23 protein-coding genes are annotated in these 25,565 nt (G+C 62.6%); 5 read left to right on the plus strand and 18 right to left on the minus strand.

Annotation, left to right across the window (positions count from 1 at the left end; all coding sequences use genetic code 11):
* Positions 1–12: 12 nt before the first annotated feature.
* Together pncB and ABRP30_RS11205 are read right to left on the minus strand one after the other, a co-directional pair.
* Positions 13–1,212: a nicotinate phosphoribosyltransferase gene (pncB, locus tag ABRP30_RS11200; RefSeq protein ID WP_267823271.1), complete on the minus strand. Its 1,200-nt coding sequence runs from the start codon at positions 1,210–1,212 to the stop codon at positions 13–15.
* Positions 1,209–1,859: a nicotinamidase gene (locus ABRP30_RS11205; protein WP_267823274.1), complete on the minus strand. Its 651-nt coding sequence runs from the start codon at positions 1,857–1,859 to the stop codon at positions 1,209–1,211. The genes pncB and ABRP30_RS11205 overlap by 4 nt, the downstream gene beginning before the upstream one ends.
* Before the next feature lie 138 nt (positions 1,860–1,997).
* Here ABRP30_RS11205 and ABRP30_RS11210 point away from each other — a divergent pair, with 138 nt between their 5' ends.
* Positions 1,998–2,702 (plus strand): NUDIX domain-containing protein, encoded by a 705-nt coding sequence (locus tag ABRP30_RS11210; protein WP_267823276.1) that lies wholly within the window; start codon positions 1,998–2,000, stop codon positions 2,700–2,702.
* A 297-nt stretch (positions 2,703–2,999) separates the two neighbouring features.
* Here the strand turns inward: ABRP30_RS11210 and ABRP30_RS11215 are convergent, their stop codons facing one another.
* Together ABRP30_RS11215 and ABRP30_RS11220 are read right to left on the minus strand one after the other, a co-directional pair.
* Positions 3,000–4,826 carry a ferrous iron transporter B gene (locus ABRP30_RS11215; RefSeq protein ID WP_267823278.1) on the minus strand — a complete coding sequence of 609 codons (1,827 nt, stop codon included), beginning with the start codon at positions 4,824–4,826 and terminating at the stop codon, positions 3,000–3,002.
* Complete coding sequence (locus ABRP30_RS11220; protein WP_267823280.1) at positions 4,826–5,077, minus strand: FeoA family protein; 252 nt, start codon at positions 5,075–5,077, stop codon at positions 4,826–4,828. The genes ABRP30_RS11215 and ABRP30_RS11220 overlap by 1 nt, the downstream gene beginning before the upstream one ends.
* A 158-nt stretch (positions 5,078–5,235) precedes the next feature.
* On the opposite strand from ABRP30_RS11220, the gene ABRP30_RS11225 reads away from it, so the two are divergent.
* Positions 5,236–6,009: a transporter substrate-binding domain-containing protein gene (locus ABRP30_RS11225; protein WP_267823282.1), complete on the plus strand. Its 774-nt coding sequence runs from the start codon at positions 5,236–5,238 to the stop codon at positions 6,007–6,009.
* A 55-nt stretch (positions 6,010–6,064) separates the two neighbouring features.
* Here ABRP30_RS11225 and ABRP30_RS11230 read toward each other — a convergent pair whose 3' ends face one another.
* Both ABRP30_RS11230 and ABRP30_RS11235 read right to left on the minus strand, forming a co-directional pair.
* A complete protein-coding gene (locus ABRP30_RS11230; RefSeq protein WP_349974263.1) occupies positions 6,065–7,477 on the minus strand; it encodes a cytosine permease in 1,413 nt (470 codons plus the stop codon).
* A 287-nt stretch (positions 7,478–7,764) separates the two neighbouring features.
* A complete protein-coding gene (locus ABRP30_RS11235; RefSeq protein ID WP_267823286.1) occupies positions 7,765–8,217 on the minus strand; it encodes an Lrp/AsnC family transcriptional regulator in 453 nt (150 codons plus the stop codon).
* 109 nt (positions 8,218–8,326) lie between these two features.
* Here ABRP30_RS11235 and ABRP30_RS11240 point away from each other — a divergent pair, with 109 nt between their 5' ends.
* Together ABRP30_RS11240 and ABRP30_RS11245 are read left to right on the plus strand one after the other, a co-directional pair.
* Positions 8,327–8,941 (plus strand): LysE family translocator, encoded by a 615-nt coding sequence (locus tag ABRP30_RS11240; protein WP_267823288.1) that lies wholly within the window; start codon positions 8,327–8,329, stop codon positions 8,939–8,941.
* A 96-nt stretch (positions 8,942–9,037) separates the two neighbouring features.
* Positions 9,038–11,203, plus strand: coding sequence for a response regulator (locus tag ABRP30_RS11245; RefSeq protein ID WP_267823290.1), 2,166 nt, complete (start codon positions 9,038–9,040; stop codon positions 11,201–11,203).
* 6 nt (positions 11,204–11,209) lie between these two features.
* On the opposite strand, the gene ABRP30_RS11250 is transcribed toward ABRP30_RS11245, so the two are convergent.
* The 10 genes from ABRP30_RS11250 to ABRP30_RS11295 form a co-directional block, all read right to left on the minus strand.
* On the minus strand, positions 11,210–13,393 hold the full coding sequence (locus tag ABRP30_RS11250; protein ID WP_349974261.1) for an ATP-binding protein: 2,184 nt from the start codon (positions 13,391–13,393) through the stop codon (positions 11,210–11,212).
* Between the two features lie 102 nt (positions 13,394–13,495).
* Positions 13,496–14,059, minus strand: a complete 564-nt coding sequence (locus ABRP30_RS11255) for an NUDIX hydrolase (RefSeq protein ID WP_241805825.1) — start codon at positions 14,057–14,059, stop codon at positions 13,496–13,498.
* A gap of 2 nt (positions 14,060–14,061) precedes the next feature.
* A complete protein-coding gene (locus ABRP30_RS11260) occupies positions 14,062–14,826 on the minus strand; it encodes a GntR family transcriptional regulator (RefSeq protein WP_012314143.1) in 765 nt (254 codons plus the stop codon).
* A gap of 88 nt (positions 14,827–14,914) precedes the next feature.
* On the minus strand, positions 14,915–15,304 hold the full coding sequence (locus ABRP30_RS11265) for a carboxymuconolactone decarboxylase family protein (RefSeq protein ID WP_012314144.1): 390 nt from the start codon (positions 15,302–15,304) through the stop codon (positions 14,915–14,917).
* A 101-nt stretch (positions 15,305–15,405) separates the two neighbouring features.
* Positions 15,406–15,891, minus strand: a complete 486-nt coding sequence (locus ABRP30_RS11270; RefSeq protein WP_267823299.1) for a flavin reductase family protein — start codon at positions 15,889–15,891, stop codon at positions 15,406–15,408.
* 13 nt (positions 15,892–15,904) lie between these two features.
* A complete protein-coding gene (locus ABRP30_RS11275) occupies positions 15,905–17,386 on the minus strand; it encodes an aldehyde dehydrogenase (protein WP_349974259.1) in 1,482 nt (493 codons plus the stop codon).
* Positions 17,383–18,216: an alpha/beta fold hydrolase gene (locus ABRP30_RS11280; RefSeq protein ID WP_241805822.1), complete on the minus strand. Its 834-nt coding sequence runs from the start codon at positions 18,214–18,216 to the stop codon at positions 17,383–17,385. The genes ABRP30_RS11275 and ABRP30_RS11280 overlap by 4 nt, the downstream gene beginning before the upstream one ends.
* Positions 18,217–18,284: 68 nt before the next feature.
* Positions 18,285–18,881: an amino acid synthesis family protein gene (locus ABRP30_RS11285; RefSeq protein ID WP_003256068.1), complete on the minus strand. Its 597-nt coding sequence runs from the start codon at positions 18,879–18,881 to the stop codon at positions 18,285–18,287.
* Between the two features lie 279 nt (positions 18,882–19,160).
* Positions 19,161–20,204: an LLM class flavin-dependent oxidoreductase gene (locus ABRP30_RS11290; RefSeq protein WP_241805821.1), complete on the minus strand. Its 1,044-nt coding sequence runs from the start codon at positions 20,202–20,204 to the stop codon at positions 19,161–19,163.
* Positions 20,205–20,270: 66 nt separating this feature from the next.
* Positions 20,271–20,756 carry a flavin reductase family protein gene (locus tag ABRP30_RS11295; protein WP_012314149.1) on the minus strand — a complete coding sequence of 162 codons (486 nt, stop codon included), beginning with the start codon at positions 20,754–20,756 and terminating at the stop codon, positions 20,271–20,273.
* Between the two features lie 317 nt (positions 20,757–21,073).
* Here ABRP30_RS11295 and ABRP30_RS11300 point away from each other — a divergent pair, with 317 nt between their 5' ends.
* The gene (locus ABRP30_RS11300; RefSeq protein WP_349974257.1) at positions 21,074–22,480 is read left to right on the plus strand and encodes a cytosine permease; all 1,407 of its coding nucleotides are present in this window, start codon (positions 21,074–21,076) and stop codon (positions 22,478–22,480) included.
* A 270-nt stretch (positions 22,481–22,750) separates the two neighbouring features.
* Here the strand turns inward: ABRP30_RS11300 and ABRP30_RS11305 are convergent, their stop codons facing one another.
* Together ABRP30_RS11305 and ABRP30_RS11310 are read right to left on the minus strand one after the other, a co-directional pair.
* Positions 22,751–24,376 (minus strand): methyl-accepting chemotaxis protein, encoded by a 1,626-nt coding sequence (locus ABRP30_RS11305; RefSeq protein WP_349974256.1) that lies wholly within the window; start codon positions 24,374–24,376, stop codon positions 22,751–22,753.
* A gap of 480 nt (positions 24,377–24,856) precedes the next feature.
* Positions 24,857–25,543, minus strand: coding sequence for a GNAT family N-acetyltransferase (locus ABRP30_RS11310; protein WP_349974255.1), 687 nt, complete (start codon positions 25,541–25,543; stop codon positions 24,857–24,859).
* Between the last annotated feature and the right edge of the window lie 22 nt (positions 25,544–25,565).

The raw sequence follows: 25,565 nt of genomic DNA on the forward strand, positions 1-25,565 counted from the left end.
CCATGAGCGTGTTCAGGCGACGTTGAAGACATGCCTCAGGTACGCCACGAAGTTCTCATCGCGGCATTGAGTCTTGCCTGGGCTGTCACTGATCTTGGCCACCGGCGCGCCGTTGCAGGCCGTCATCTTGATCACCATGTTCATTGGCTCGACGCCGGGGATATCGCAGGTCAGATTGGTACCAATGCCAAAGCTCACATTGATGCGACCGTGCAAGGCCCGGTACAGCTCAAGTGTCTTGGCGAAGTTGAGCCCATCGGAAAATATCAGCGTCTTGCCTTGCGGGTCGATGCCCAATTGCTCGTAGTGGGCGATGGCCTTTTCGGCCCAGGCCAGTGGGTCGCCCGAGTCATGGCGCAGGCCATCGAACAGCTTGGCGAAGTACAGGTCGAAGTCGCCCAGGAACGCGTCCATGGTGATGCAATCGGTCAGCGCGATGCCCAGCAGCCCACGGTATTCGCGCACCCAGCACTCGAGCGCGGCAGCCTGGCTGTCGACCAGGCGCGGGCCAAGTTGCTGGTGGGCCATGAACCATTCGTGGGCCATGGTGCCGATGGGCTTGAGCTCATATTCGCGGGCCAGGTGCACATTACTGGTACCAACGAAACGCCCCGGAAAATCGCGCTTGAGTGTATGTACCACGGCTTCCTGCACACGGTATGAAAAGCGCCGCCGCGTACCAAAATCGGCCAGCTGCAGGCCTGCCAACTCGTCGGCACTGGCTTGCGCCTTGAGCCAGTCCAGTTTCTGGTATAGCCGCTCGCCCACCTGTTCCATCACCACTTCGCGATAGCGGTAGCGGTTGCGCACCTCGCTGATGATGGCCAGCAGCGGGATCTCGTAGAGAATCACGTGCAACCAGGGCCCGCGCACGCGAATCGCCAGTTGCCCAGCGTCATCCAGGCCGACCTGGACATAGCGCAGGTTGAAGCGGAACAGGCTGAGGAAGCGGATGAAGTCCGGCTTGATGAACGGGATTTTCTCCAGATAGGCCAGTTGGTCGTGGGTGACTGTGACGTCGGCCAGTTGCTCCACCTGATAGCGAATCTCGGCCAGGTAGGGGGCGAGGTCCTCGCCGTTACGGCAGCGAAACTCCCATTCCACCTCGGCGTTGGGGTAGTTGTGCAGCACCGCCTGCATCATGGTGATCTTGTAAAAGTCGGTATCCAGCAGGTTCTGGATGATCCGTGGGCCGAAAACGCTTTCGCTCATGGGTGGACGTCCTTGATCAGAGAGAGCTGATGGTCGAGCGCGGCCTCGTCGCCGCAGAGGATGACGCCCTCTGCAGCCAGCGCGCCGCAGGCGGTAATGGCGCCTTCCTGAGTGAGGGCGCGGCAGGCCGGCAGGTACAGCAGCACCTGAAAGCCTGCCTGGCGTAGCTGCCGGGCGGTGGTCTTGACGCAGTAGTCCAGGGCCAGGCCACCGACGATCACCGCGCCAACCTGCTGCACTTTGAGGTATTCGATGACTCCTGTGGAGCGCCGCTCGGCCAGGTCGTGGTAGCAGGCACCGTAGGGATGCAGGTCGGGTTCGACGCCTTTCCACACGAAGTAGTCGTAATCGATGGGGGCGGGCAGGCCGGGCAACAGTTCGAAGCCCGGCGTGCCTGGCACGCAGTGGCTGACCCAGGTCAGGTCGGCATTGGCCAGCGCCAGGGGTTGCAGCATTTGCCCAGGTTCTGTGACCACCCACGCAGCATTGGCTGGGTGCGCGTCCTTGCTGCCCAGGCGCAGGTCGGCGCGTCGGGCCATTGCATTGAGGTCGGCGGCAATTTCATTGCCTTCGGGCACCGGCAATTCCTGTGGGGCATTGGCGGTGAAGCCGTTTTGCGCGTCGACATCGAAACTGGCGATTTTCATGGGGCTCTCCTCGCTGGGCTGGTCATATATTCCACCTGGTGGTGTAAGTATGTCAAGTGCATATCCTGCTTGGAAAGATGCTTGCTCTAGTTAAGTGCTCTGGTGGAATATTGCACCATTGAACAGTGGAGTCTTTTGGTGAGTACAGCCGAAGTCCTGGCCAGCGTCGATATCGTCGCTCTGCGTCTGGCCCACGAAGCCCAGCATCTGCAAGTGTTGTTGCATCGCCGCGAGCGCGAGCCCCATGCCGCTCAGTGGGCTTTGCCCGGGGTGCTGGTCAACGGCCGCACCCCGGACACCAGCCTGCAGGCCGCTGCCGAGCGCGCACTGGGTGAAAAAGCCCGGGTGCAGCCGCGCTACCTGGAGCAGGTCGGTACTGAAGGCAACGCGTTCCGGGACCCGCGTGGCTGGTCGTTGAGCACCTATTACCTGGCCTTGCTCGAGCCTCAGCAGCAGGTCGAAGGTGACCAGTTGGCCTTTTTTGACCTGGACAGTGTGTTGGGCCGCAAGGTGCTGCTGCCGTTCGATCACAACCTGCTGGTAGAACGTGCCCGCGAGCGGCTGGCGAGCAAGACGGTGTACAGCAGCCTGCCGCTGAACCTGCTGGCCGAGAAGTTCACGGTGCTCGATGCATTGGGCGCGATGCAGGCGTGCCTGGGCCAGGCGGTGAACAACACCTCGCTGCGCAAGCGCCTGGAGCGACTTCGCGAGCTGGGTTGGGTGCGCGATACGGGGGAGAAGAATCAGCCACGGCTCGGCCGGCCGCAGCAGTTGTATCAATATACGCCACAAGGTGACCGGCCGTTCATGTTCGACCGTAGCCTGCTGCCGGAGGGCTCATAGTGTTCAGCCCCCGCGCGTTTCACTCGATGGCCAGCGGAGAGCGACACAAACCCTGAGCAGCCTGCGCCGCCCAGGGTGGTAGAAGGCCTGCCCGTCACGGCGTTTGGTCGGAGCTTCCCTTGCTCGGCGTTGGCAGATTTTCAGCCGGTATCCTTTGCGCTGGCTGACACCCTGCAGAGCAGCTGCCACACGCGTCACTTGCGCAACCACCAGTTGCCGACGATCTCAAACGGCGCCACAGGCTGCGCGCGCAGCCGAGCAGCACGAGCGCTACGATGGCGTATTGCACCAGGAGGCTCATGAGGCGGCCCGAACGATGCTGTAGGTCAGCCACGCCATGACGTAGGCCACAACGAACATGTAGCCAAACGCCAAACCCACCTGCCGCCAGCTGGCAGTCTCCTTGCGGATCACCGCCAAGGTCGACATGCATTGAGGCGCGAATGCGAACCAGACCATCAGCGACAGCGCGCTGGCCATCGAGATCTGCGCCGACAACACGTGGCCAAGTGACGACACATCCTCGGCGCTGGCCACTGAATACACCGTCGCCAGCGTTGCCACCGCCGTTTCCCTGGCTGCGAAAGCCGGGATCAGTGCCAGGGTAATCTGCCAGTTGAAACCCAGCGGAGCAAAAAGCGGCTGCAGGGCTTTGCCCAGATAGCCCGCCACGCTGTAATCGATCGCGGCCCCGGCTGCACCGGCGGGGGGCGCTGGGAATGTCGAGATGAACCACATGACGACGGTGAGGGCCAGGATCACCCCGGTGAGTTTCTTCAGAAACAGATAACCACGCTCCCACAGTCTCTGGGCCAGGTCCCTTGCGCAGGGCATCCTGTAGGCCGGCAGCTCCATCAGTAGCAGTGGTTGCGCCATGGCCGTGGGCCTCAGGCGCTTGCATACCCAGCCTACGGCCATGGCGCCGACGATCCCCAGCACATACAGCGCAAGCAGTACCAGCCCCTGCAAGCCGAGCACGCCTGCTATGGTCTTGTCGGGTATCACCGCGCCTATCAGAAGGGCATACACCGGCAAGCGTGCCGAGCACGTCATCAGCGGCGCTACCAGTATGGTTGTGAGCCGGTCGTAGCGGTCGCTGATGCTGCGTGCCCCGATGATGCCCGGGATGGCGCAGGCAAAGCTCGACAGCAAAGGGATGAACGAGCGGCCCGACAGGCCCACCCCTCGCATCAGTCGATCGAGTATGAACGCTGCGCGGGGCAGATAACCGGATTCCTCCAGAACGAAAATACAGAAGAACAGCACCAGAATTTGCGGCATGAAACCCAACACGGTGCCCAGGCCACCGATCAACCCGTCGCACAGCAACCCTTGTAGCGGGCCGGCAGGTAGAAGGGTGCGGGTCAGCGTTGCCAGCAGGTCGAAACCGTCAGCGATGGCGTCAGTGATGGGTTTACCCACCAGGTAGACGCTTTGGAAAACCACCAGCATGACCGTCAACAGCACTAAAGGGCCCACCAGGGGGTGGATCAGCCATCGGTCAATGGCATCTACGCGTGTATCACCCACCTGCGGGGTTACCACGCAGGTGGCGAGAATCTGACGAACCCGGGTGTGCAGGTCCTCTTCCATCGGTACCGCTGCAACCTGGTGTTCGCAGGGTGCATCGAGCGCCTTGAGCAGCTCGTCAGCCCCGTCGCGACGAACGGCGATGGTTTGCACGACAGGCGCATTCAGCGCCGCTGACAGCTTGCGGGTGTCGATGCATATACCGCGCTTGCGCGCAGCATCGGCCATGTTCAAGACCAGGATGATGGGGATGTCGTAACGTTGGACTTCAAGGACGAAACGCAGGTGCAAACGCAGGTTGGTGGCGTCTACGACGCACAGCAGCAAATCGGGGCGAGCCTCGCCGGGGTAGTCGCCCTGAAGCACGCGCAGTGTCACCCGTTCATCGTCGCTGACGGCAGACAGGCTGTAGGTGCCCGGCAAATCGAGAACCCGGCATGCGCGGCCTGACGCTGTGCGAAGCACGCCCTCTTTGCGCTCGACCGTCGCGCCAGCATAGTTCGCCACCTTTTGCCGCGCACCGGTGAGCACGTTGAAGAGGGCTGTCTTTCCGCAATTCGGGTTGCCGACCAGGGCTAAGCGGGTCCCGGACATCAGACGCCTACCTCCACCACGATGCGCATGGCTTCATTACGGCGCAGCGCGAAGCGGGTGCCGGCAACCTGTACCAGAATGGGGTCTGCTCCCCACGGTGCGCGCGCCACTACCGTTACAGGTTCACCGGGGACAAATCCGATATCCTGCAGGCGCTGGCTGAGGCAATCAGAGGTGTCCGCCTTCAGAACCTCGGTGACGAACGCTTTTTGCTGATGCGGCAAATCGCACAGATACATCGAACTACCCATGATGTTAATGATTCGGATTTGCGTTGATGCTATTGGCCGCGCAGGCCAGATACAAGGAATGTGAAGATATCTTCACGAAAGCCAGGCACCTGGTGTATCTGGTTTGAGCGCGAGGCGCAGATGACGTTTATCAACCCTGCTCACAAGGACCTGACCGCATGAAAGCACCCTTGACCTTCTGCCTGCTGGCAGCCATGACCGGCACGGCCCTGGCCGCGCCCCCCGTTTCGCGCCTCGATGAGGTGCTTCAGCGCGGTACGCTCAAGGTCTGCACGACGGGCGACTACAAGCCCTATTCTTCCCTGCGTGCGGACGGCAGCTATGAAGGCATCGACATTGCCATGGCACAGTCCCTGGCCAAGAGCCTCGATGTGAACATTCAGTGGGTGCCCACCACCTGGAAAACCCTGATGCCGGACTTCCTGGGCCAAGGCTGTGACATTGCAGTCGGGGGCATTTCGGTGTCACTGGAGCGGCAGAGGAAGGCATTTTTCAGCGAGTCACTGGGCGTCGACGGCAAGATCCCGCTGGTACGCTGCGCCGATGTGCAGCGTTATCAGACCGTGGCGCAAATCAACCAGCCCCAGGTCAGCGTGATCGAACCCGCTGGTGGCACCAACGAGGCGTTCGCACGGGCGCATCTGGGCCAGGCGAGCATACGCCTGCACGATAACGTGACGATTTTCGACGAGCTGCTGTCGGGCAAGGCCGATGTGATGATCACTGACGCCAGCGAAGCCCGTTATCAGCAGAAGCTCAAACCCGGGTTGTGCGCGGTCAACCCGGAGCGCGCCATGCAATACAGCGAAAAAGCCTTCCTGCTGCCTCGTGATGATGTGGCCTGGAAAGGCTACGTCGACCAGTGGTTGCACCTGAGCGTGGCCAACGGCAGCTACGACAGCATCACTGCGCAGTGGCTGGCGGCGCCCTGAGGCTGCCACAACCGCCCGTTTCCAGGCGATTGTGATCGTTGCGCCCTCTGCCAGGTCAGACAGCGGCGGCGAGCTTGGCGCTGGTCTGGCGACGGCGATAGGCACTGTCGCGGCTCGCCAGCCACCAGTACAGCGGCGAAGTGATCAGCAGGCCCACCAGCCAGGACAGGTCGGCGCCGTTGATGTGCTCGGAGATCGGCCCCACGTACAGCGGCGTGTTCATGAACGGGATCTGCACCACGATACCCACGGCATAGGCGGCCAGCGCCTGCGGGTTGTAGCGCCCGTAGATACCGCCATCGACCTTGAAGATCGACTGGATGTCGTAGTCGCCCTTGTGAATCACATAGAAGTCGATCAGGTTGATCGCAGTCCACGGCACCAGCACCACCAGCAACACCAGCACCATGTCGACGAAGTGGCCGATGAAGTCGGCTGAGGCAAACACTGCCACTACGCAGCAGGCCACCAGCACGATCAGCGACAGTACCGCACGGCTCTTGGCGGTGGGGATCCAGCGGTAGGCGAAGGTCTGGATCAGGGTGATGATCGACAGCACTGCGCCGTAGAGGTTGAGAGCGTTGTGGCTGATCACGCTGAGCAGGAACAGCACCAGCATGATCGGGCCGAGGGTGCCGGTGGCGAGCTTGACCGCATCCATGGTGTCCATGCCGGCGGGGATCGCCAGCACCGCGACGGCGCCGAAGATGAACGATAGGCTCGAGCCCAGCGCCGACCCCAGGTAGGTGGTCCAGAAGGTCGAAGATACCTTCACGTCAGCCGGCAGGTATCGCGAGTAGTCCGACACGTACGGGGCGAAGGCGATCTGCCACAGCGCCGCCAGCGACACCGTGGCCAGCCAGCCGGCCAGGTTGAAGCCGCCGCGGGTCAGGAAATCGTCGCTCTGCACGTGGCTGAAGATGTAGCCGAAGCCGACCGCGATGCCGATGCCCAGTACCCAGGTGCCGATGCGGTTGAGTACGTGGATGAAGCGATAGCCGATGATGCCGATGATTCCCGAGCCCAGCGCGCCGATGACGATACCCACCGGTACCGGCACGCTGTCTACCACGCCATGCAGCGATTTGCCGGCCAGGACGATGTTGGAGGCGAAAAAGCCGATGTACATCACCCCGGCGATCACCACCACCAGCAGTGCCCCGAGCGAGCCGAACTGGGCGCGGCTCTGGATCATCTGTGGGATGCCCATTTGCGGGCCCTGCGCCGAGTGCAGTGCCATCAACACGCCGCCGACCAGGTGGCCGACCAGAATGGCGACGATGCCCCACAGCAGGTTCAGGTGAAACAGCTGCACGCCGAGCGCGCCGGTGACGATGGGCAGCGGCGCGATGTTGCCGCCAAACCACAGCGTGAACAGATCCCTTACCTTTCCATGGCGGTCTTGTGGCGGCACGTAGCCGATCGTGTGTTTTTCTATGAGGGGTGCCGAATTGGCTGCACTGGTCATGACTGACTCCAAGGCAAGGTGGGGCATCGGGTGCTGCCCGGGTGCGTGCCGGCGAAGGGCGACGCGTTCTTGTTGGAGCGATGATGCGGGGAGCGGGGGGAAGGAGAAATTAGTAAATATGTGCCCATAAACCTTAAAAAACCTAAGGCTGACAAAAGGTTAAGAGGCCAGTGGTAGCAAAGAGCGCGCCACCGGGCTGGAAGGCGCGGGCTTGGCCGGTTCGGGCAGGCATGCGTGCATACGGGTGGGCGGTGTTGGTGCGAACTGCCCGATTGCAGTGCGCCCGGTTACATCGGCAGTATCCGGTCCTGAATCACCTCTTTCATCACCAGGGTCGAACTCAAGCGCTTGACGTTGGGGATGCTGGTCAGTTGTTCGTCATACAGTTTCTGAAACGCCGGCAGGTCTTTTGCCACGACATGCAGCAGGTAGTCCGGATCTCCGAACAGCCGCTGCGCCTCGACGATCTGCGGTATTTCGCCCAGAGCCGCCTCAAAATCCGCCACTGGCTGACGGGTGACTTCGCGCAACGTGACGAACACCAGCGCGGCGAAGTTCAGCCCCAACGCGCTGGGTGCCAGGCGTGCGTGGTAACCGAGGATCGCCCCTGATTCCTCCAGCGCCTTTAGCCGCCGATGGCAAGGTGACAGGCTCAGCCCCACGCGATCGGCCAACTCGGTAACCGACAAACGACCATCTTTTTGCAGCTCGGCAAGTATCTTGCGGTCTGTCCTGTCCACGGGGAAAATTCTTCCACTAATAAGGCGTTGAGGGGGAATATACGAAAGATAATGCCCCGCTGGAATCCGTACGCTTTCCTCACTCCAAATTCAGTGAAGGAAGTCTGACGTGTCAATCAATGTGCTGGCGGCGTTCTGGGCCGTGTCATTGCTGTTCGTGATCACCCCCGGTGCAGACTGGGCTTACGCTATCTCGGCCGGCATGCGCGGGCGCTGGGTGATGCCAGCGGTCGCCGGCATGCTGTCCGGGCATTTTCTGGCAACACTGATCGTTGCGGCTGGCGTGGGGAGCCTGGTTGTCGGGCACCCACAGGCATTGTTGTTGCTGACCTTGGCGGGTTGCACCTACCTGCTCTGGCTGGGCGGCAACCTGTTGCTGAGCCCGGCGGTGCCACAAGGGGGGCCGAGTGATTCAAGCGATAGCGGCTCGCGCTGGGCGTTCAGAGGCTTTTGCGTGAGCGGGCTCAACCCCAAGGTATTCCTGTTGTTCCTGGCCTTGCTGCCGCAATTCACGGACCCTCAGTCGAGTTGGCCGGTACCTGTACAGATCCTGCTGCTGGGGCTGGTCCACCTGTGCAGCTCGCTGGTGATCTATCTGCTGGTAGGTTATGGCGCCAAAGCCGTCCTGAGTACCCGGCCGGAGGCGGCGAAGAGGGTGGGGCGGTTATCGGGAGCGGCGATGATCCTGGTGGCGCTGGGGTTGATGGTGGGGCAATTCGGCTGAGGGGCCAGTGACTAACGGCGAGTAGCGGGGAACGAACTGTTTATTGCACATCTCTTATCCTCAGATGGATGGCAATGTGCCCGGGACTCCCCAGAGATGAAACCGCTTCAACGACACGAAACCCCAACGCCGCTACCGCACTTTCTGCTCAATGGCGGTGCCATCGGCACACGGCTGCAGACGATGGACTGGAGCGATTCACCGCTCGGCCCGCCGCAATCCTGGTCGCCCCACCTGCAGGCGGTGATGGCCACATTACTGCCGGCCCAGGCCCAGTTCGTGCTGTTCTGGGGGGAGGCTTTTGCAGCGCTTTACAACGACGCCTACGCGCCGACCATTGGCAGCAAGCATCCCCACGCTTTAGGGCGCCCAGCCCAGGAATACTGGCGCGAACTGTGGCATGACCTCGAACCGTTGCTGCGTGGCGTGCGAGAGACTGGCCAGACCTTTTCGGCCAAGGATCGCCCCTTTTATATAGAGCGCCACGGATCGGGCGAAACGGTGTACTTCGACGTGTCGTATTCCGCAGTGCGTGAGGCCGATGGCAGTGTCGGCGGGGTGCTGTGCCTGGTCACCGAGACCACCGAGAGGGTACGCTTGCAGCAGAATCAGGCGTTTTTGCTGGAGTTGAGCCGCACGTTGCCTGGGTTGGGTGAAGCCGATCGCATCGAAGCCTACGTGGTGAGCCGCCTGGCTGAGCACCTGGGTGCGACGCAGGTCTGTTTCGCTGAGGATCAGGGCGACGGCGTAGGGTTCAAGGTTGCGCACGACTGGGCTGATGGCGTGCCATCGCTGGTCGGGCAACACCGCTACGCGCGCTACGGCGCTGCGCTGCATGAGCGACTGGCGGCAGGGCAGGTGGTGCAGCAAGCGTATGACAGTGCAACGTCACCCCTGGGCGGCCTTTGCTCGACGTTGCATGTGCCGGTGCTGCGTGGCGGTCGCCTGGAAGCCATGCTCGGCGTGCATTGTCATGGCCCGCGCCAGTGGCTTGAAGAGGAATGCCGCTTGGTGGAGGAGACGGCCAAGCAAGGCTGGGCGGCCATCACCCATGCCCGCGCAGAACGCGCCCTGCACCTGCTCAACGACAGCCTGGAGGAGCGCGTCACGGCGGCACTCGCCCAGCGTGAGGCCGCGATGCTGCAGTTGCACGAAGCGCATAAGCTGGAAATGATCGGGCAACTGACGGGCGGTATTGCCCATGACTTGAACAACATGCTCACGCCTATCATCGGCTCTTTCGAACTGCTGCGCCGGCACTCACAGTCCGACCGTGCCCCGCGCCTGATCGATGGGGGGCTGCAGGCTGCCGAACGGGCACGCAATCTGGTCGCGCGCTTGCTCAGCTTCGCCCGTCGGCAAACCCTCAAGCCCCAGGCAGTTTCGCTGGCCGCTCTGGTAGAGGACATGCACGAGATGCTGGCCCGATCACTGGGGCCGACCATCGCGGTGAGCGTGCAGATTGACCCGGCTTTGCCTGCGGTGGTCGTAGACCCTCATCAACTTGAGCTGGCGCTGCTGAACCTGGCGGTCAACGCACGCGACGCCATGCTCGAAGGTGGCGCCCTGAGCATCTGCGCCGGGCTTGAGGGCGAGGGCCCCGAAAGGCCGGCGACTCTGGCGGCGGGACAGATGGTGTGGCTGCAGGTTCGCGACAGTGGCAGTGGCATGGATGAAGATCAGTTGCGCCGTTGCGTCGAACCGTTCTACTCCACCAAAGGCGTCGGCAAGGGCACCGGCCTTGGCCTGCCGATGGTTCAGGGGCTGGCCGTACAGTCCGGTGGCGGCTTCGAGATACGCTCGCAGCAAGGGCAGGGTACGGTTGCCACGTTGTGGCTGCCGAGCAGCGATGGGGTTGCGGTGTGTCGTGACAGTGAACGGGCAGAGGTGCCGCTGGCAGACCCTACGCGTCGGGTGCTGCTGGTGGACGACGAAGAGATCGTGCGCCATGCCACAGCCTTGCAATTGCGCGACCTGGGGTATCAGGTGACCGAAGCGGCCAGTGCCGCTGCAGCGTGGCAGTTGGTAGAAAAGGGCTGGTGGCCTGATGTTCTGGTGACCGATCATGTCATGGCGGATATGACCGGGGTGCGGTTCGCTCAACGGATGCGCGAGCGCCAGGCTGACCTGCCCGTGCTGATCATAACCGGCTATGCCAACCTGACACCGCGCGAACTCAAGGGCTTCGAGGTGTTGCGCAAGCCGTATCGGCGCGCAGAACTGGCGCAGAGGGTGGCGCGCCTGCTTACCGGCAGGCCTTGACGGCCTTCAAGGCGCCAGCACCTTGCCAAGCAACTGGCATACTTGCTCGACCGAGTACGGCTTTGCCAGAAAGGTGAACCCCTCGTGGCCGCCTTCAGCAATCGCGTCGCTGTAGCCGGAGGTGAGGATCACCGGCAATTGCGGACGCTGGCGGCGTAGCTCGCGGGCCAGGGCCAGGCCGCCCATACCGGGCATGACCACATCGGAAAATACCGCATCGAAGTCGCCTGCCGGCCCTGCCAGCTCCACCAGGGCGTGTTCCGCTGAGTTCACCCAGCAGATTCGGTACCCGTGGTCTTCGAGGATCTGCGCGGTGAAATTGCCCAGATCGGGGTTGTCTTCCACCACCAGTATCCGCCGCCGCGCGCCGTTCACCTGAGGGGCGCTGAACTCGGCGGCCCTATCGGCGTGCTCGGCAGGCGGTTCCTCTTGCGGCAGGTACAGGGTAAAGGTCGTCCCCTGGCCCGGGACGCTGGCAACCTCCACATCCCCCCCGGATTGCTTGGCAAAACCGAACACCTGCGATAGCCCGAGCCCCGTGCCTTCCCCGGGTGCCTTGGTGGTGAAGAACGGGTCGAAGATGCGCTCGAGCAGTTCATCCGGGATGCCAGCACCGCTGTCCACCACTGAGATGGCGGCGAACGGCCCGTCGTGTGCCTGCTGGTCGCGCAGGCCAGGCATGCGTTGGTTGGGCAGCAGGCGCAAATGCAAGGTGCCTTCGCCGGCCATGGCATCACGGCCATTGAGCATCAGGTTGATCACCGCGGTTTCCAGTTGGCTGAGGTCGGCGCGGATGTGGCATGGCGTCGGCGGCAACTCCAGTGCTACCTGGATCCGCGCCCCCGTGGCGGTGTCGAGCATGTCGGCCATCGCCTGCAGGCGCGCCCCGGCTTCGAATAGCTGGGGGCTCAATGCCTGACGGCGGGCAAAGGCCAGCAACTGGCCTGTCAGCTTGGCGCCGCGGTCGACAGTGTCGGCCATGGTCTTGAGGTAGCGTTCGCGGCGGCTTTGCTCGAGGTTGGGGCGCTGCAGAAAGTGCAGCGACGAGCGGATGATGGTGAGCAGGTTGTTGAAGTCATGGGCGACGCCACCGGTCAACTGGCCGATGGCTTCGAGCTTCTGGGCCTGGCGGAGCACGGCCTCGGTATGCAGCAGTTGGGTAGTGCGTTCTTCGACGCGGTGCTCCAGGGTGGCGTTGAGCGATTCGAGCGCAGCCAGCGCCTCCCGCACTTCGGCGTGGGACTGGACCCGCTGGATATGCGCCCAGCAACGCTCTGTCACTTCCCCGATCAGCGCCTGTTCGTAGCCCGTCCACTGCCGTGGCATTTTATCGTGGATGGCCATCAGCGCGGTGAGTCGGCCGTCCTTGACCAATGGCATGCAGATGGTGGCGGTAATGCCGATGGCCTGGAAGGTGGCAGCTTCGTCACTGGCCAACTCGTTCAGGTTGTCGTTGATCACCAGCGGCAGGCCGTTGCGCAGTTGGCTGACGGCCAGGCGGCCGAAGTCAGCCAGGCGGTATTGGCCCAGCAGCCGTGGGGAACCCGGGGCGACAGCGTCGCCGCAGATCGTGAAGCCATCTTGGTCGGCATCCATCACGGCATAGGCGCAACTGGACAGCTGCAGGTGCTCCACCAGCATGCCGGTGGTGATGGCCATTACCCGGTCCGGATCCGTGGCATTCGCCACGGCCCGCCCCAGGTCGTCAAGAAATGCCAGCCGCTGGTTGGTGACCACACTGCTGGTCGTCTCGGTGACCGTGTCGAGCATGCCCACCACTTCGCCGTTCTGGTCACGAATGGGGCTGTAGCAGAAGGTGAAGTAAGCACGCTCCGGGCCGCCGTTGCGGTCGATGGTCAGCGGGAAGTCTTCGATATAGACGGCTTCGCCGCCCAGGGCGCGTTCGGCCATGGCCGAGATGTCTGCCCAGGCTTCTTGCCACACTTCGCGAAACGGCTTGCCCAGCGCACCGGGTTTTTTGCCAAGGATTGGCAAGAACGCGTCGTTGTGCAGGGTAAGCAGGTCGGGGCCCCAGAGAATCGCCTGAGGAAAGCGCGAGGCCAGGCACAGGGCCACGGTGGTCTTGAGTACGTCAGGCCATCCCTCGATCGGGCCCAGGGAGGTCGTGGTCCAGTCGTGATTGCGAATGCGCTCGGCCATCAGCCCGCCGCCGTCCAGCCATTTAGCCATGTGTGCTCCGCCCATCCTTTTGCCGGGGATGCCAAGGGTGCACCGAGCATAACCGATTGGCGAGGGCTTTATGCTGCATGCCGGTGATCAGCCGCAGCAGGGTCAACGAATGAAGTGCACCTTGCCGGTGTCGTCATTGCCCATGTAGATCCCGTACACCCCAGCCTGCCGCTCGAGGATGTAACGCTCGAGAATCTGCCGTATCGCCGGATAGTAGATCTCGTCCCAAGGGATCTGGTCGGGTTCGAAGAACGTGTAGGCCAGCGTTTCTGGCCCGTACTGGCCGGTCTCCTCGGTGGCGATCGCGCGAAAGATGATGTACACCTCGCTGATTGTCGGCACGCTGAAGATCGAGTAGGGTGAGACGATTTCGGCACGCACGCCGCTTTCTTCCCACACCTCACGCAGCGCTGCCTGCTCGGTGGTTTCGCCCGCTTCCATGAACCCGGCCGGCAGCGTCCAGGTGCCGGGGCGCGGCGGGATCGCCCGCTGGCACAGCAGGTACTTGCCATCGCGTTCGATGATGCAGCCGGCGATGATCTTCGGGTTGATGTAGTGGACATAGCCGCACCCGGTACAGTGCAGGCGCTCATGGGTGTCGCCATGGGGAACGCCCCGGGCCAGTTCTGTGGTGCAGTGCGGGCAGTAGCGCGGGGCGTTGGGCATGGTCAGCGGCCTATGCGGGGTTCTATACGGGGTTCCTTGAGGGCCAGAGGCTCGACCATGTCGCGCACCTTGGTGTTGTCGTCCTGCTTCTGGCGCAGGTAGTCCAGGGCCACCTTGGCGGCGGCGCGCACATGGTCGACCGAGGCCTGGTGGGCCACCAGCGGGTCGCCACTCTTGATGGCGTCGACGATCTTTTCCATTTCAAGGTTGCTGGCGCCGCGGCGGTTCTGCTGCGACACCGAGGTGGCGCGCAGGTAGCTGATGCGCGCCTGCAACTGGCGCAGCTGCTGCGCTGCGACCTGGTTGCCGGAGCCTTCGAGCAGCACCTCGTAGAAGCCTTGGACCGAGTCCAGCACCTGCTGCAGCTCGCCTTCCTCGAGTGCCTCGCGGTTGACCTCCAGCGCCCGTTCCAGGGCCCGGATGTCCTTGGCTTTGGCATTGAGGGTGAACAGCTGCACGATCAGGCCTTCGAGTACACAGCGCAGCTCGTAGATATCGCGGGCGTCTTCCAGGGTGATGATGGCCACGCGTGGCCCCTTGGCATCGGCGAATTCCACCAGGCCTTCGGACTCCAGGTGTCGCAGGGCTTCACGCACCGAGGTACGGCTGACACCAAGGCGGTCGCAGAGGTCGCGCTCGACCAGGCGATCGCCGGGGAGCAGGTGGAAATTCATGATCGCGCCGCGCAGCTTGTCGAGCACGATTTCACGCAGTGTTACGGGGTTGCGGTTGACCTTGAAGCTGTCGTCGAGTGGCTGGCGTTTCATCAGGTGCGCTCTTTATGAGGCTGTTTCGCCAACATCGCGGAACACCCCGAACCGAGGTGCTCCCTGCAGTGGTTCGAACAGCCCGTTGTTAACGGGTTGACTCCGCATCGGCTTCGGCGAACGCTTCGCGGGCCAGGCGGAAACTGTCCACCGCCGCGGGCACGCCGCAATAAATGCCGACCTGGAGCAGGATCTCGCGAATCTGTTCACGGCTCAGGCCATTACGCAAGGCGCCGCGAATATGGAGCTTGAGCTCGTGGGGCCGGTTGAGCGCGGAAATCATGGCCAAGTTTATCATGCTGCGCTCTTTGAGCGACAAGCCATCGCGGCCCCAGACGTGGCCCCAGCAGTACTCGGTAACCAGCTCCTGCAAAGGCTTGGTGAAGTCGTCGGCGTTCTGGATCGAGCGGTTCACGTAGTCCTCGCCCAGCACCTGGGTACGGATCTGCAAGCCTTTTTCATACTTTTCGTTGCTCATCGTCTGGCTCCGAATCAAAAGAGGGGCCGCAACCAAGGGTGAGAGGGTCGCGCGGCCCCTGAAAAAAGAACTGTCGGAGCCGCTTTGCGGCCCCGAGGGCATCAGCCCAGCGGGGGCAGGGCGCCCAGTTTGCCTTTGTGGTAGACCATCGGGGTCACCGGGTCGGCGGGCAGCACCAGGTTCTTCACCGCGCCGACGATGATCGCGTGATCGCCGCCGTCATACTCGCGCCACAACTCGCACTCGATGATCGCCGTGGCCTTGCTCAGCAACGGGTTGCCCAGCTCGCTCAGGTGCCACTCGATGCCTTTGGCCTTGTCCTTGCCCTTGCCGGCGAAGGCGTAAGCCTCGGCAGTCTGCTCGGCGGACAGCAGGTGGATCGCGAACTGCTTGCTGTCGCGCAGGATCGGGTAAGTGTCAGAGGCGTAGTTGGGGCAGAACAGCACCAGCGCCGGGTCGATCGACAGCGCACTGAATGCGCTGGCGGTGATGCCGACAATGCCGCCGTCGGCGTCCAGCGTGGTGACCACCGTGACCCCTGACGGGAAGGAGCCCATCACGTCTTTGTAGATGCCTGGTTCGATCATCGTGTATTACCTCTTAGCGCATCACAAACGGGTCGGGCATCGGCGCGGTGGACAGGTTGATCCACACGGTCTTCAGCTCGGTATAGGCCAGCACCGAATCGATGCCGCTTTCACGGCCGTAGCCGCTGTTCTTGAAACCGCCGATCGGCGCCATGGCCGACACGGCGCGGTACGTATTGACCCAGATGATCCCCGAACGCACGTCACGGGCCAGGCGGTGGGCGCGGCCCAGGTCGCGCGTCCAGATGCCGGCAGCGAGGCCGAACTGCGAGTCGTTGGCGATGGCAAGGGCCTCTTCCTCGGTCTTGAAGCGGATGACCGCGGCGACCGGGCCGAACACTTCTTCCTGCATGATGGTCATCGAGTTGCTGTCGCACTCGAACAGGGTCGGTTCGTAGAACCAGCCTTCGCCCTCGACGTCGGCACGTTTGCCGCCCATGTGCAGCGTGGCGCCTTCGGCCTTGGCCGCAGCAACCAGGCTTTCGACCACGGCCAGCTGCTGGGCAGTGGCCATCGGGCCCATTTCGCTGGCGTCGTCTTGGGGGTTGCCGATGCGGATGCGCTTGGCCCGTTCGATCAGGCGGGCGACGAATTCGTCGAAGATCTCGTCCTGCACCAGCAGGCGCGAACCTGCCACGCAGCTTTGCCCGGAGGCCGCGTAGATGCCGGCCACTGCGCCGTTGATGGCACTGTCCAGGTCGGCGTCGGCGAAAATGATGTTCGGCGACTTGCCGCCCAGCTCAAGCGACAGCTTGGCGAAGTTCTCGGCACTGCTGCGCACCACGTGGCGTGCGGTGGCGGCGCCGCCGGTGAAGGCGATCTTGCGTACCAGCGGGTGGCGCGTCAGTGCCGCGCCGGTGCTGGGGCCGTAGCCGGTGACCACATTGACTACGCCGGCAGGGAAGCCCGCTTCCAGAGCCAGGCGCGCCAGCTCGAGGATGGTCGCCGAGGCATGCTCGGAAGGCTTGAGCACGATGGTGTTGCCGGCGGCCAGGGCGGGCGCCAGTTTGATCGCGGTGAGGTACAGGGGGCTGTTCCACGGGATGATCCCGGCCACCACGCCGATCGGCTCGTGCACGGTGTAGGCGAACAGGTCCGGCTTGTCCAGCGGCAGGGTGCCGCCTTCGAGCTTGTCGGCGAGGCCCGCGGTGTAGTGGAAGAACTCTGGCAGGTAGCCGACCTGGCCCCGGGTTTCGCGGATCAGCTTGCCGTTGTCACGGCTTTCCAGCTGAGCCAGGTGTTCTTTGTTGTCGGCGATCAGGTCACCCAGCCTGCGCAGCAGCTTGCCCCGCGCGGTGGCGGTGATGCTGCGCCAGGCTTTGCTGTCGAACGCACGCTGGGCAGCCTGAACGGCCAGCTCCACATCGGCTTCATCGGCGTCGGGCAGTTGAGCCCAGGCCTGGGCGGTGGCCGGGTTGAGGCTATCGAAGGTCTTGCCGCTCTGGGCATCGAGCCATTGGCCGTCGATGCACATCTGGAAACGAACGAGGGTCATGCAACAATCCCCTTGGCGGATTCGGTGAGGGTGCGGGCCTGGCTGAGGAAATCCAGCAGCATCTTGTTGACTTCTCGGGGGGCCTCCACCGGCATCATATGCCGTTGCTCGGCGAGGACCACACTTTGCGCGCCAGGAATGCTGGCAGCGAGCTGGCGGGTCATGGCCGGGGTGGAGCCCGTGTCGAGTTCGCCGGTGGCGATCAGTGTCGGTACCTGGATGCTGCCCAGATCAGCGGCGCGGTACATGTCCTGGGTGGCGAACAGCGAGTAAGTGGTGTGATAGCCCTGCGGGTCGTTGCTCGCCAGCACCTGGCGAATCGCGGCGACCTGCGCCGGGTTGGCTGCCTTGTACTCCCGGCTGAACCAGCGGTCGAGCGCGGCGTCGACGTTGGCGTCGGGGCCTTGCTGGGCAGCCTGGGCTGCGCGCGCGATGACCCCGGCGCTCTGTTCCGGGCTGCGGTTGAACACGCTGTTGAGCACCACCAGCGCGGACAAACGCTGCGGGTAGTTCAGGGCAAAGGCGCGTGCGACCAGGCCACCCATGGAGAAGCCGATCACGGTCGCCTGGGCGATCTGCAGATGGTCGAGCAGTTCTGCCAGCTGGTCGGCGTAGCCTTCCAGGCCGGTATCGGCGGCAGGCAGTGCGCTCTGGCCATGGCCGAGCATGTCGTAGGCAATGACGCGGTAGTCGTTGGCCAGGCCCACGAACTGCCCGCCCCACATTTCCTTGTTCAGGCCCACGCCGTGGATCAGCACCACGGGTTGGCCCTGGCCTTGGGCCAGGTAACTGGTCCCGGCCGGTGTACGTTCAGCGACAGGCTGAATCATGGAGGGCGCTCCTTGAAGGTCGGGCGCGGCGGGTAAGCACGCCACGCCCCGGCCCGTCTTGGTTGTTGTTATTGAGCGTTGGCTTTTTCGGCAGCCAGTTCTTCCAGGTCGATGTAACGGTTACCGATGCGCGGGTGCAGGCGGCCGCCGTCGGCAGCGCCCAGTACCACGACGATTTCGTCGGCACGCGGGGCGTCTTCGATCTGCATTTCCAGGGTGATGTAGTGCGAGCGCAGGCCTTCGTCGTCTTTCTGCATCATCGGGATCTGGATCGAGGTGCCCGGGCCGCCGCGCTTGTTGGTGAAGCTCAGGTAGCTCTTGGCTTGTACGGCTTCGCGGTAGTGGTTGCCGAAGCGCAGGGTGTGGATCACCGCCGAAGCGTGTTCGATCTCGCCATCGGCGCCGACCACGGCAGCTTTACCGTAGGCTTCGATCTTGTCGGCACCGCCAATGGCAGCGGTGAGGCGCTCGACCATCAGCGCACCCAGCTCGGAGCAGTTGGCGCGGATTTCTGGCTTGAGGTCTTCAACGAAGCCGCGGCCGGCCCATGGGTTCTTGATCACCACGGCCAGGCCGACCATGGTCACCGGCTTGTCGGTGGCCTTGCCGCCTTCGATGCGGGTCTCTTCGGAGTAGGTGACGATCTTGCGGATTTCGAAACTCATGAGGGGCTCCTGGTGAGGGTTATCAGCTCTTGTTGTCTGATGGTATACCATAATATTTGTTGTGCAAGAGCCCGCTGAAAATTTCTCCAAGCAGGAGACGAAAGGCGGCCGCAAGCCGCAAGCCGCAAGCTGCAAGCGCCGAGCTCACGGCCGAGCACGTACGCTGTTACTTGAAGCTTGAAGCTTGTAGCTTGCAGCTAAAAAAAACGCCCACGCCCGAGGGCCTTGGCGGCCTCCGGGGAGCGGGCTGTTCCAGCAACGCTTTCAGGTAAGGGGAATTCAGGCGAACGCCGGCACCACTTCCTTGATAAACAGCTCGAGCGATTTCTTCTTCTCGGCGTGGGGCAGGCTGTTGTCGCACCAGAAGCTGAACTCGTCGACGCCCAGTTCCTGGTAGTACTTGATGCGCGCGATGATTTCTTCCGGCGTACCGATCATGGTGTTCTTGCGGATGTTCTCCAACGCGAAGGCCGGCACCTCGGCGAACTTCGACTCCGGGCTCGGCTCCAGGAAGCCGTTGACCGGGACCGTCTTGTTGCCAAACCAGGCATCGAAGGTGCGGTAGAAGCGCGAGATGGCCTGGGCGCCGACTTTCCAGCCCTCGGGCTCCGACGGGCTGTGCACGTGGGTGTGGCGCAGCACCATCAGTTGCGGGCGGGGTACCTCGGGGTTGTTGTCCAGCGCAGCCTGGAACTTGTTTTTCAGGTCCAGTACTTCTTCATCACCCTTCATCAACGGGGTGACCATCACGTTGCAACCGTTTTTCACCGCAAAGTTGTGTGAGTCCGGGTCGCGCGCAGCGATCCACATCGGCGGCATGCCATGCTGCACCGGCTTGGGCACGCTGGTGGAGGTCGGGAAATTGTAGACCTCGCCTTCATGGGCGTAGTCGCCTTCCCACAGTTTGCGTACCGCCGGCACCATTTCGCGCAGGGCCTTGCCGCCGTCGGTGGCCGGCATGCCATTGGCCATGCGGTCGAACTCGAACTGGTAGGCGCCGCGGGCCAGGCCCACTTCCATGCGACCGTTGCTGATCACGTCGAGCAGGGCGCACTCGCCGGCCACGCGGATCGGGTTCCAGAACGGCGCAATGATGGTGCCGGCGCCCAGACGGATCTTCTCGGTGCGCGCGGCCAGGTAGGCCAGCAGCGGCATCGGGCTGGGCGAAATGGTGTATTCCATGGCGTGGTGTTCGCCGATCCATACGGTGCTGAAACCGCCGTTTTCGGCCATCAGGGTCAGTTCGGTGAGGTCCTCGAACAGCTGGCGGTGGCTGACCTGTTCATCCCAACGTTCCATGTGTACGAACAACGAAAATTTCATGGGGCATTCCTCGCAGCTTGAAAGTCTCGCCTGGCGTGCCAGGCGTCAGTAATAACGTCAGGCGCCTCAGGCGAAGGCGGGCAGGCTGGCCATTTTGCCGCGGCAGTAGACCATGGGCCGTGGTGCCTGCTCGGGAACGATCAGGTTGTGCACCTTGCCGACCATGATCGCGTGGTCGCCACCTTCATATTCACGCCACAACTCGCATTCGATCACCGCAGTGGCCCCTGCCAGCACCGGGTTGCCCAGTTCGCTCAGGGTCCACTCGATGCCCGCAGCCTTGTCCTTGCCTTTTTTGGCGAAGGCGTAGGCTTCAGCTTGCTGTTCGCCAGAGAGCAGGTGAATGGCAAAGCGCTTGTTCTTGATCAATACCGGGTAGGAATCGGAACTGTAGTTGGGGCAGAACAGCACCAGCGGCGGGTCCATCGACAGGGAGGAAAAGGCGCTGGCGGTCAGGCCGACGATCGAGCCGTCGTCGTCCAGTGTGGTGATGACGGTGACGCCTGAGGGGAAGGAGCCCAAGACGTTCTTATAGACGGTTGCGTCGATCATGGCGTGTACCTCGAAAGGGGGTAGCGGTGAGCCGCTTTTTATCGTTGATGTGTCTGATGGTATACCGTAATACTCGTTTTGCAAGCGGAATTTTCAGGGCTGGGTAAAACACGATGAATGGCTAAAAGCCGCATGAAATGGGGCTTTGCTCAAAGCATGAAGGCCTGGCCGAGAGTGCTGAACCGGATCAGTCGGGCTTTTTTAAACCGAATCAGTGTTGTCAAAAGTTTGGAATACCATAATATGGTCCGCAGCTGAGAGGCCGCCTAGACGCGGTTTCCTTACAAAGATAAAAACGACCTTTCGAGCTGAAAACCATGTCCCAACCGTCATCGCAACACCAGTTTGTCGAGAATCACACGGTCGATTACGTTCCACCTGCCGAGCGCCACGGGAAGGCCCGCGACCTGTTCACCCTCTGGTTCAGTACCAACATCGCGCCACTGCCCATCGTCACCGGCGCCATGGTGGTCCAGGTGTTCCACCTGAACCTGTTGTGGGGCCTGATCGCCATCGTGTTGGGCCACCTGATCGGGGGTGTGGTCATCGCCCTGGCCTCTGCGCAGGGACCGCAGCTGGGCATTCCACAGATGGTGCAGAGCCGCGGCCAGTTCGGGCGTTATGGTGCCCTGCTGATCGTGTTCTTCACGGCATTGATCTATGTTGGCTTCTTCATTTCCAACATCGTATTGGCAGGCAAGTCGATCCACGGCATTGCGCCGAGCGTGCCGATGCCTACGGCGATCGTCATCGGTGCGCTGAGCGCCACGGCGATCGGTGTCATCGGCTACCGCTTCATTCATAGCCTCAACCGCATCGGCACCTGGGTGATGGGGTCGGCGTTGCTGGCCGGTTTCATCATGATGTTTACCCAAGAGTTGCCGGCCGACTTCTTCAGCCGGGGCGCGTTCAACCTGTCCGGCTTCATCGCCACCGTCTCGCTGGGCACCATCTGGCAGATCAGTTTCTCGCCGTACACTTCCGACTACTCGCGCTACCTGCCCAAAGAGGTCGGTATCGCCAAGCCGTTCTGGGCGACGTATTTCGGCGCCACCCTGGGCACTATACTGTGCTTCAGCTTCGGTGCAGTGGCAGTGCTGTGCGTGCCCCAAGGCACCGACGCGATGGACGCGGTCAAGCAGGCCACCGGCTGGCTGGGCCCGATCCTGATGGTGCTGTTCCTGCTCAATATCATCAGCCACAACGCGCTCAACCTGTACGGCGCGGTGCTGTCGATCGTCACGGCCATCCAGACGTTCTTCGCCCAATGGACGCCTAGCATCAAGGTGCGGGTAATGCTGGCTGCGGTGATTCTGGCAGCGTGCGGGATGGTCGCCCTGAATGCCTCGGCAGACTTCATCGGTCACTTCATCGGGCTGATCCTGGCGCTGTTGCTGGTGCTGGTGCCGTGGGCTTCGATCAACCTGATCGACTTTTACCTGATCAAGAAAGGCGAGTACGACATTGCCTCGATCTTCCGCGCCGATGGCGGGATTTACGGGCGCTTCAACCCCCACGCGATCATTGCCTATGCGTGCGGGATTCTGGTGCAGTTGCCGTTTGCCAACACATCGCTGTATGTAGGGCCCTATTCGAACATCGTCGAGGGCGCGGATCTGTCCTGGCTGTTCGGCCTGATCGTGACGGTGCCGCTGTACTACTGCCTGGCCACGCGCGGCAAGGCTGCCGAGCAGGCGGGGCGGGTTGTGAGTGTCAACGACTGAGAGATTGCGGTTGCTGTAACAGGGGCTGCGCAGCAGCCCCCATAACGGAGCTGTAATCGCCTGAGCGCGCTCGACGGGACCCGCGAGCATTTGGGGCCGCTTTGCGGCCCATCGCCGGCAAGCTCGGCTCCCACATGAATTGCACCGTCTTTTAGAGATTGGGCAAGACGGTTGCTGCCACAAGTACAGAGCAGGTCTGAAGAACTGCGTGGTTGGGGTGGGAGCTGGCTTGCCGGCGATGGGCCGCACCGCGGCCCCGGCTCTGTCCGATCAAACCTTGAACTGCGCCACCATGCCATTCAGGTCCACCGCCAACCGCGACAAGTCTTGTGCCGCCGCGCTGGTCTGGTTGGCGCCCGCCGATGTCTGCATCGCCAGGTCGCGGATGTTGACCAGGTTGCGGTCCACTTCCCGCGCCACTTGTGCCTGTTCTTCCGAAGCACTGGCGATCACCAGGTTGCGCTGGTTGATCGACGCGATCGCCTCGGCAATCACTTCCAGCGCCTGCCCGGCACCTTGTGCCACTTCCAGCGTACCGGTGGCACGCCCCTGGCTGCTGTGCATGGCCGTGACCGCCCGCTCGGTACCGTTCTGAATCCCGGCAATCATCTGTTCGATTTCGGCGGTGGACTGCTGGGTGCGGTGGGCCAGGGCGCGCACTTCATCGGCGACCACGGCAAAACCACGGCCCGCCTCACCGGCGCGGGCGGCTTCGATGGCAGCGTTGAGGGCCAGCAGGTTGGTCTGCCCGGCAATCGAGCCAATCACATCGAGCACGCGGCTGATCTCGTTGGCATTGCTGGCCAACTGCTCGATTTCGGCAGAGGTGCCGGTCACGTCATCGACCAGGTGCTGGATCGAGGCCAGCGCCTGGTTGACCTGATCGCGGCCATCGCGCGTGCTGCGGTCGGCGCCCTGGGACGCATCGGCAGTGCTCACCGCGTTGTTCGCCACTTCTTCCACGGCGGCAGTCATCTGATTGACGGCCGTGGCCGCCTGGTCGATCTCCGCGCTCTGTTGGTGCAGGCCACGGCTGGTATCTTCGGTAACCGTGTGCAGCTCTTCCGAGGCCGAGGCCAGCTGGTCCGACGAGGCCGCAATCTTGCGAATGGTGTCGCGCAGGCTGGCCTGCATACGGCTCAGGGCGCGCAGCAGCAAGGCTGGCTCATCGCGACCGGTAACCGTGATTTCCCGCGTCAGGTCGCCCGTGGCCACACGTTCGGCCACGGCCACGGCATCTGCCAACGGCACGACGATGCTACGGGTGAGCACGGTGGCAATGGCTACCAAGGCAATCATGATCACCAGCAATGAACCGATAATGGCCGCAAAGGCTTCGTCGGCCACGTCGCTGCTGCGCTGGGAGGCCTGTTCGGCGCCGCTGCTGTTGTAGGTGGTCAACGCCGACAGGGCTTTCATCATGTTATCGGCATACTGCGTGAGTGGGCCGCTGATCTGTTGCCTGGCCTCGGCCATCCGGCCGGCAGCGATGTCTTTGAGTACCTGTGCCTGCAGGTCGAAATACTGTTGATGGGCCGCGATCAGTGCGTTGAACAGGGCACGGTCATCGGCGGCGACGATGGTGGCCTCATACTCTTTCAGGCCCTTGTCGAGCTGGTCATTGATACCTTTGAACAACTCGATGTTGCGCATGCGCTCAGTGGGGTTGTCATCCAGCGCAGCGCGCATGGTGATAGCACGGGCGCGGCCAAGGTTGGTGCTGACGTCACCGAGGGCGACCACGGCAGGCATCCAGGTGACGCGGATTTCGTCCGTAGCCGCGTCCATCTGCCGGGTTTCATAGAGGGCGATAAGGCCCATGAACAGGACCAGGGCGCCCAACAGGGCAAATACGCTGGCAGCGCGAATGCCGATCTTCATATTCCGTAACTGCATGGAATGTTCCTTGAGGGTGGTGCGCAATCAAGACCATGGGCAAACCCCGCTCACCGACGGTGCCATGCTCCTAATGTGCTGCAATATAGTGATGGGACTCACCTCTGATTCTTGTTTTTCAGAATAGTGCCACATTGCCATCATTATTGACCAGGCATTCAATCTAACGTCATCTGCTGGTAAATCCGTCATTTATTGACGGATCTGTCAGGAAAATGTGGTCAAACCGCCGGAATCAATGGGGCGATAGTATTCCGGGCGAAGGGCCAGGCTCTGGCTTTTGACGCAAATGGCCGCTCGCCAGATAGGCCGGCCATGGCCTCGTTGCCAGGGTATCGGCCCATGTCTTGTTGGGCAGGCGAGCGGCGCGCAGTGCGCGGAGAGGGGAGCGGTGCGGGGGCGGGGGGACAATCCGGTGAGCCAGGCCAAGCTCAAGTGCTGGTTCAGGCTGTTCTTGGGGCCTGCAACGAGGCCCGGGGGTCAATGCACTGTCTTGCGTTGCCTCACACAGGCGCGAGCCTGTTCAGTCAGCTCATCCAACCACTCATCGCGCTGTTGCTCGGCTTCGATCATCGCATCTTCACCCTGCTGATTGAGCAGGTAGGTGTGAATCTGGTGCACTTCAGTGGCCTGGTAAATCGGCGCGATATCAAGCCGGCCGATCAGCGCGCCGCTGGCCTGGCCGGTGCTGCTCATCAACACTTGCGGCCCGCTGGCGGCTACCACCTGCATGCCCCGCGCTTCGAACCAAGGCACCTGGTTGGCAAACGCGTTCAGTTCGACGCTGGCAAAGCGCGCCTGCACATCGGCCAGCAAGGCGCTGCCGATACCGTGGCGGCGATGCCCGGGCACAACGGCGAGAAAGGCCAGTGCACAGGCCTGCGGAGTGTCCTGGGCCGGCAACGTCAGGGCGAAACCGAGCATCTGGTCGGGGGCTTCGGCGTCCAGCGCCAGGGTCAGCTGCACGGCCAGGCCGCGAGTGCCGTCCATGGCCTGCAGGTACTGATGCACCTCCATGCCGACGCCGTACTGGTACAGCGGGTACAACGGATTGTCGGCACGAATGGCGACGCTGCTCAGTTCACCGACATGGTGGATCACTAGGTCACGGATCTGATTCTGGAAAGATTCGGGCGGCACGCTGTCAAGGCGGCTCAGAATGAACATCGGTGGACGGGCTCCGGCGGCT

The organism is Pseudomonas sp. WHRI 8519, assembly GCF_040224055.2.
Taxonomy (GTDB): domain Bacteria; phylum Pseudomonadota; class Gammaproteobacteria; order Pseudomonadales; family Pseudomonadaceae; genus Aquipseudomonas; species Aquipseudomonas putida_X.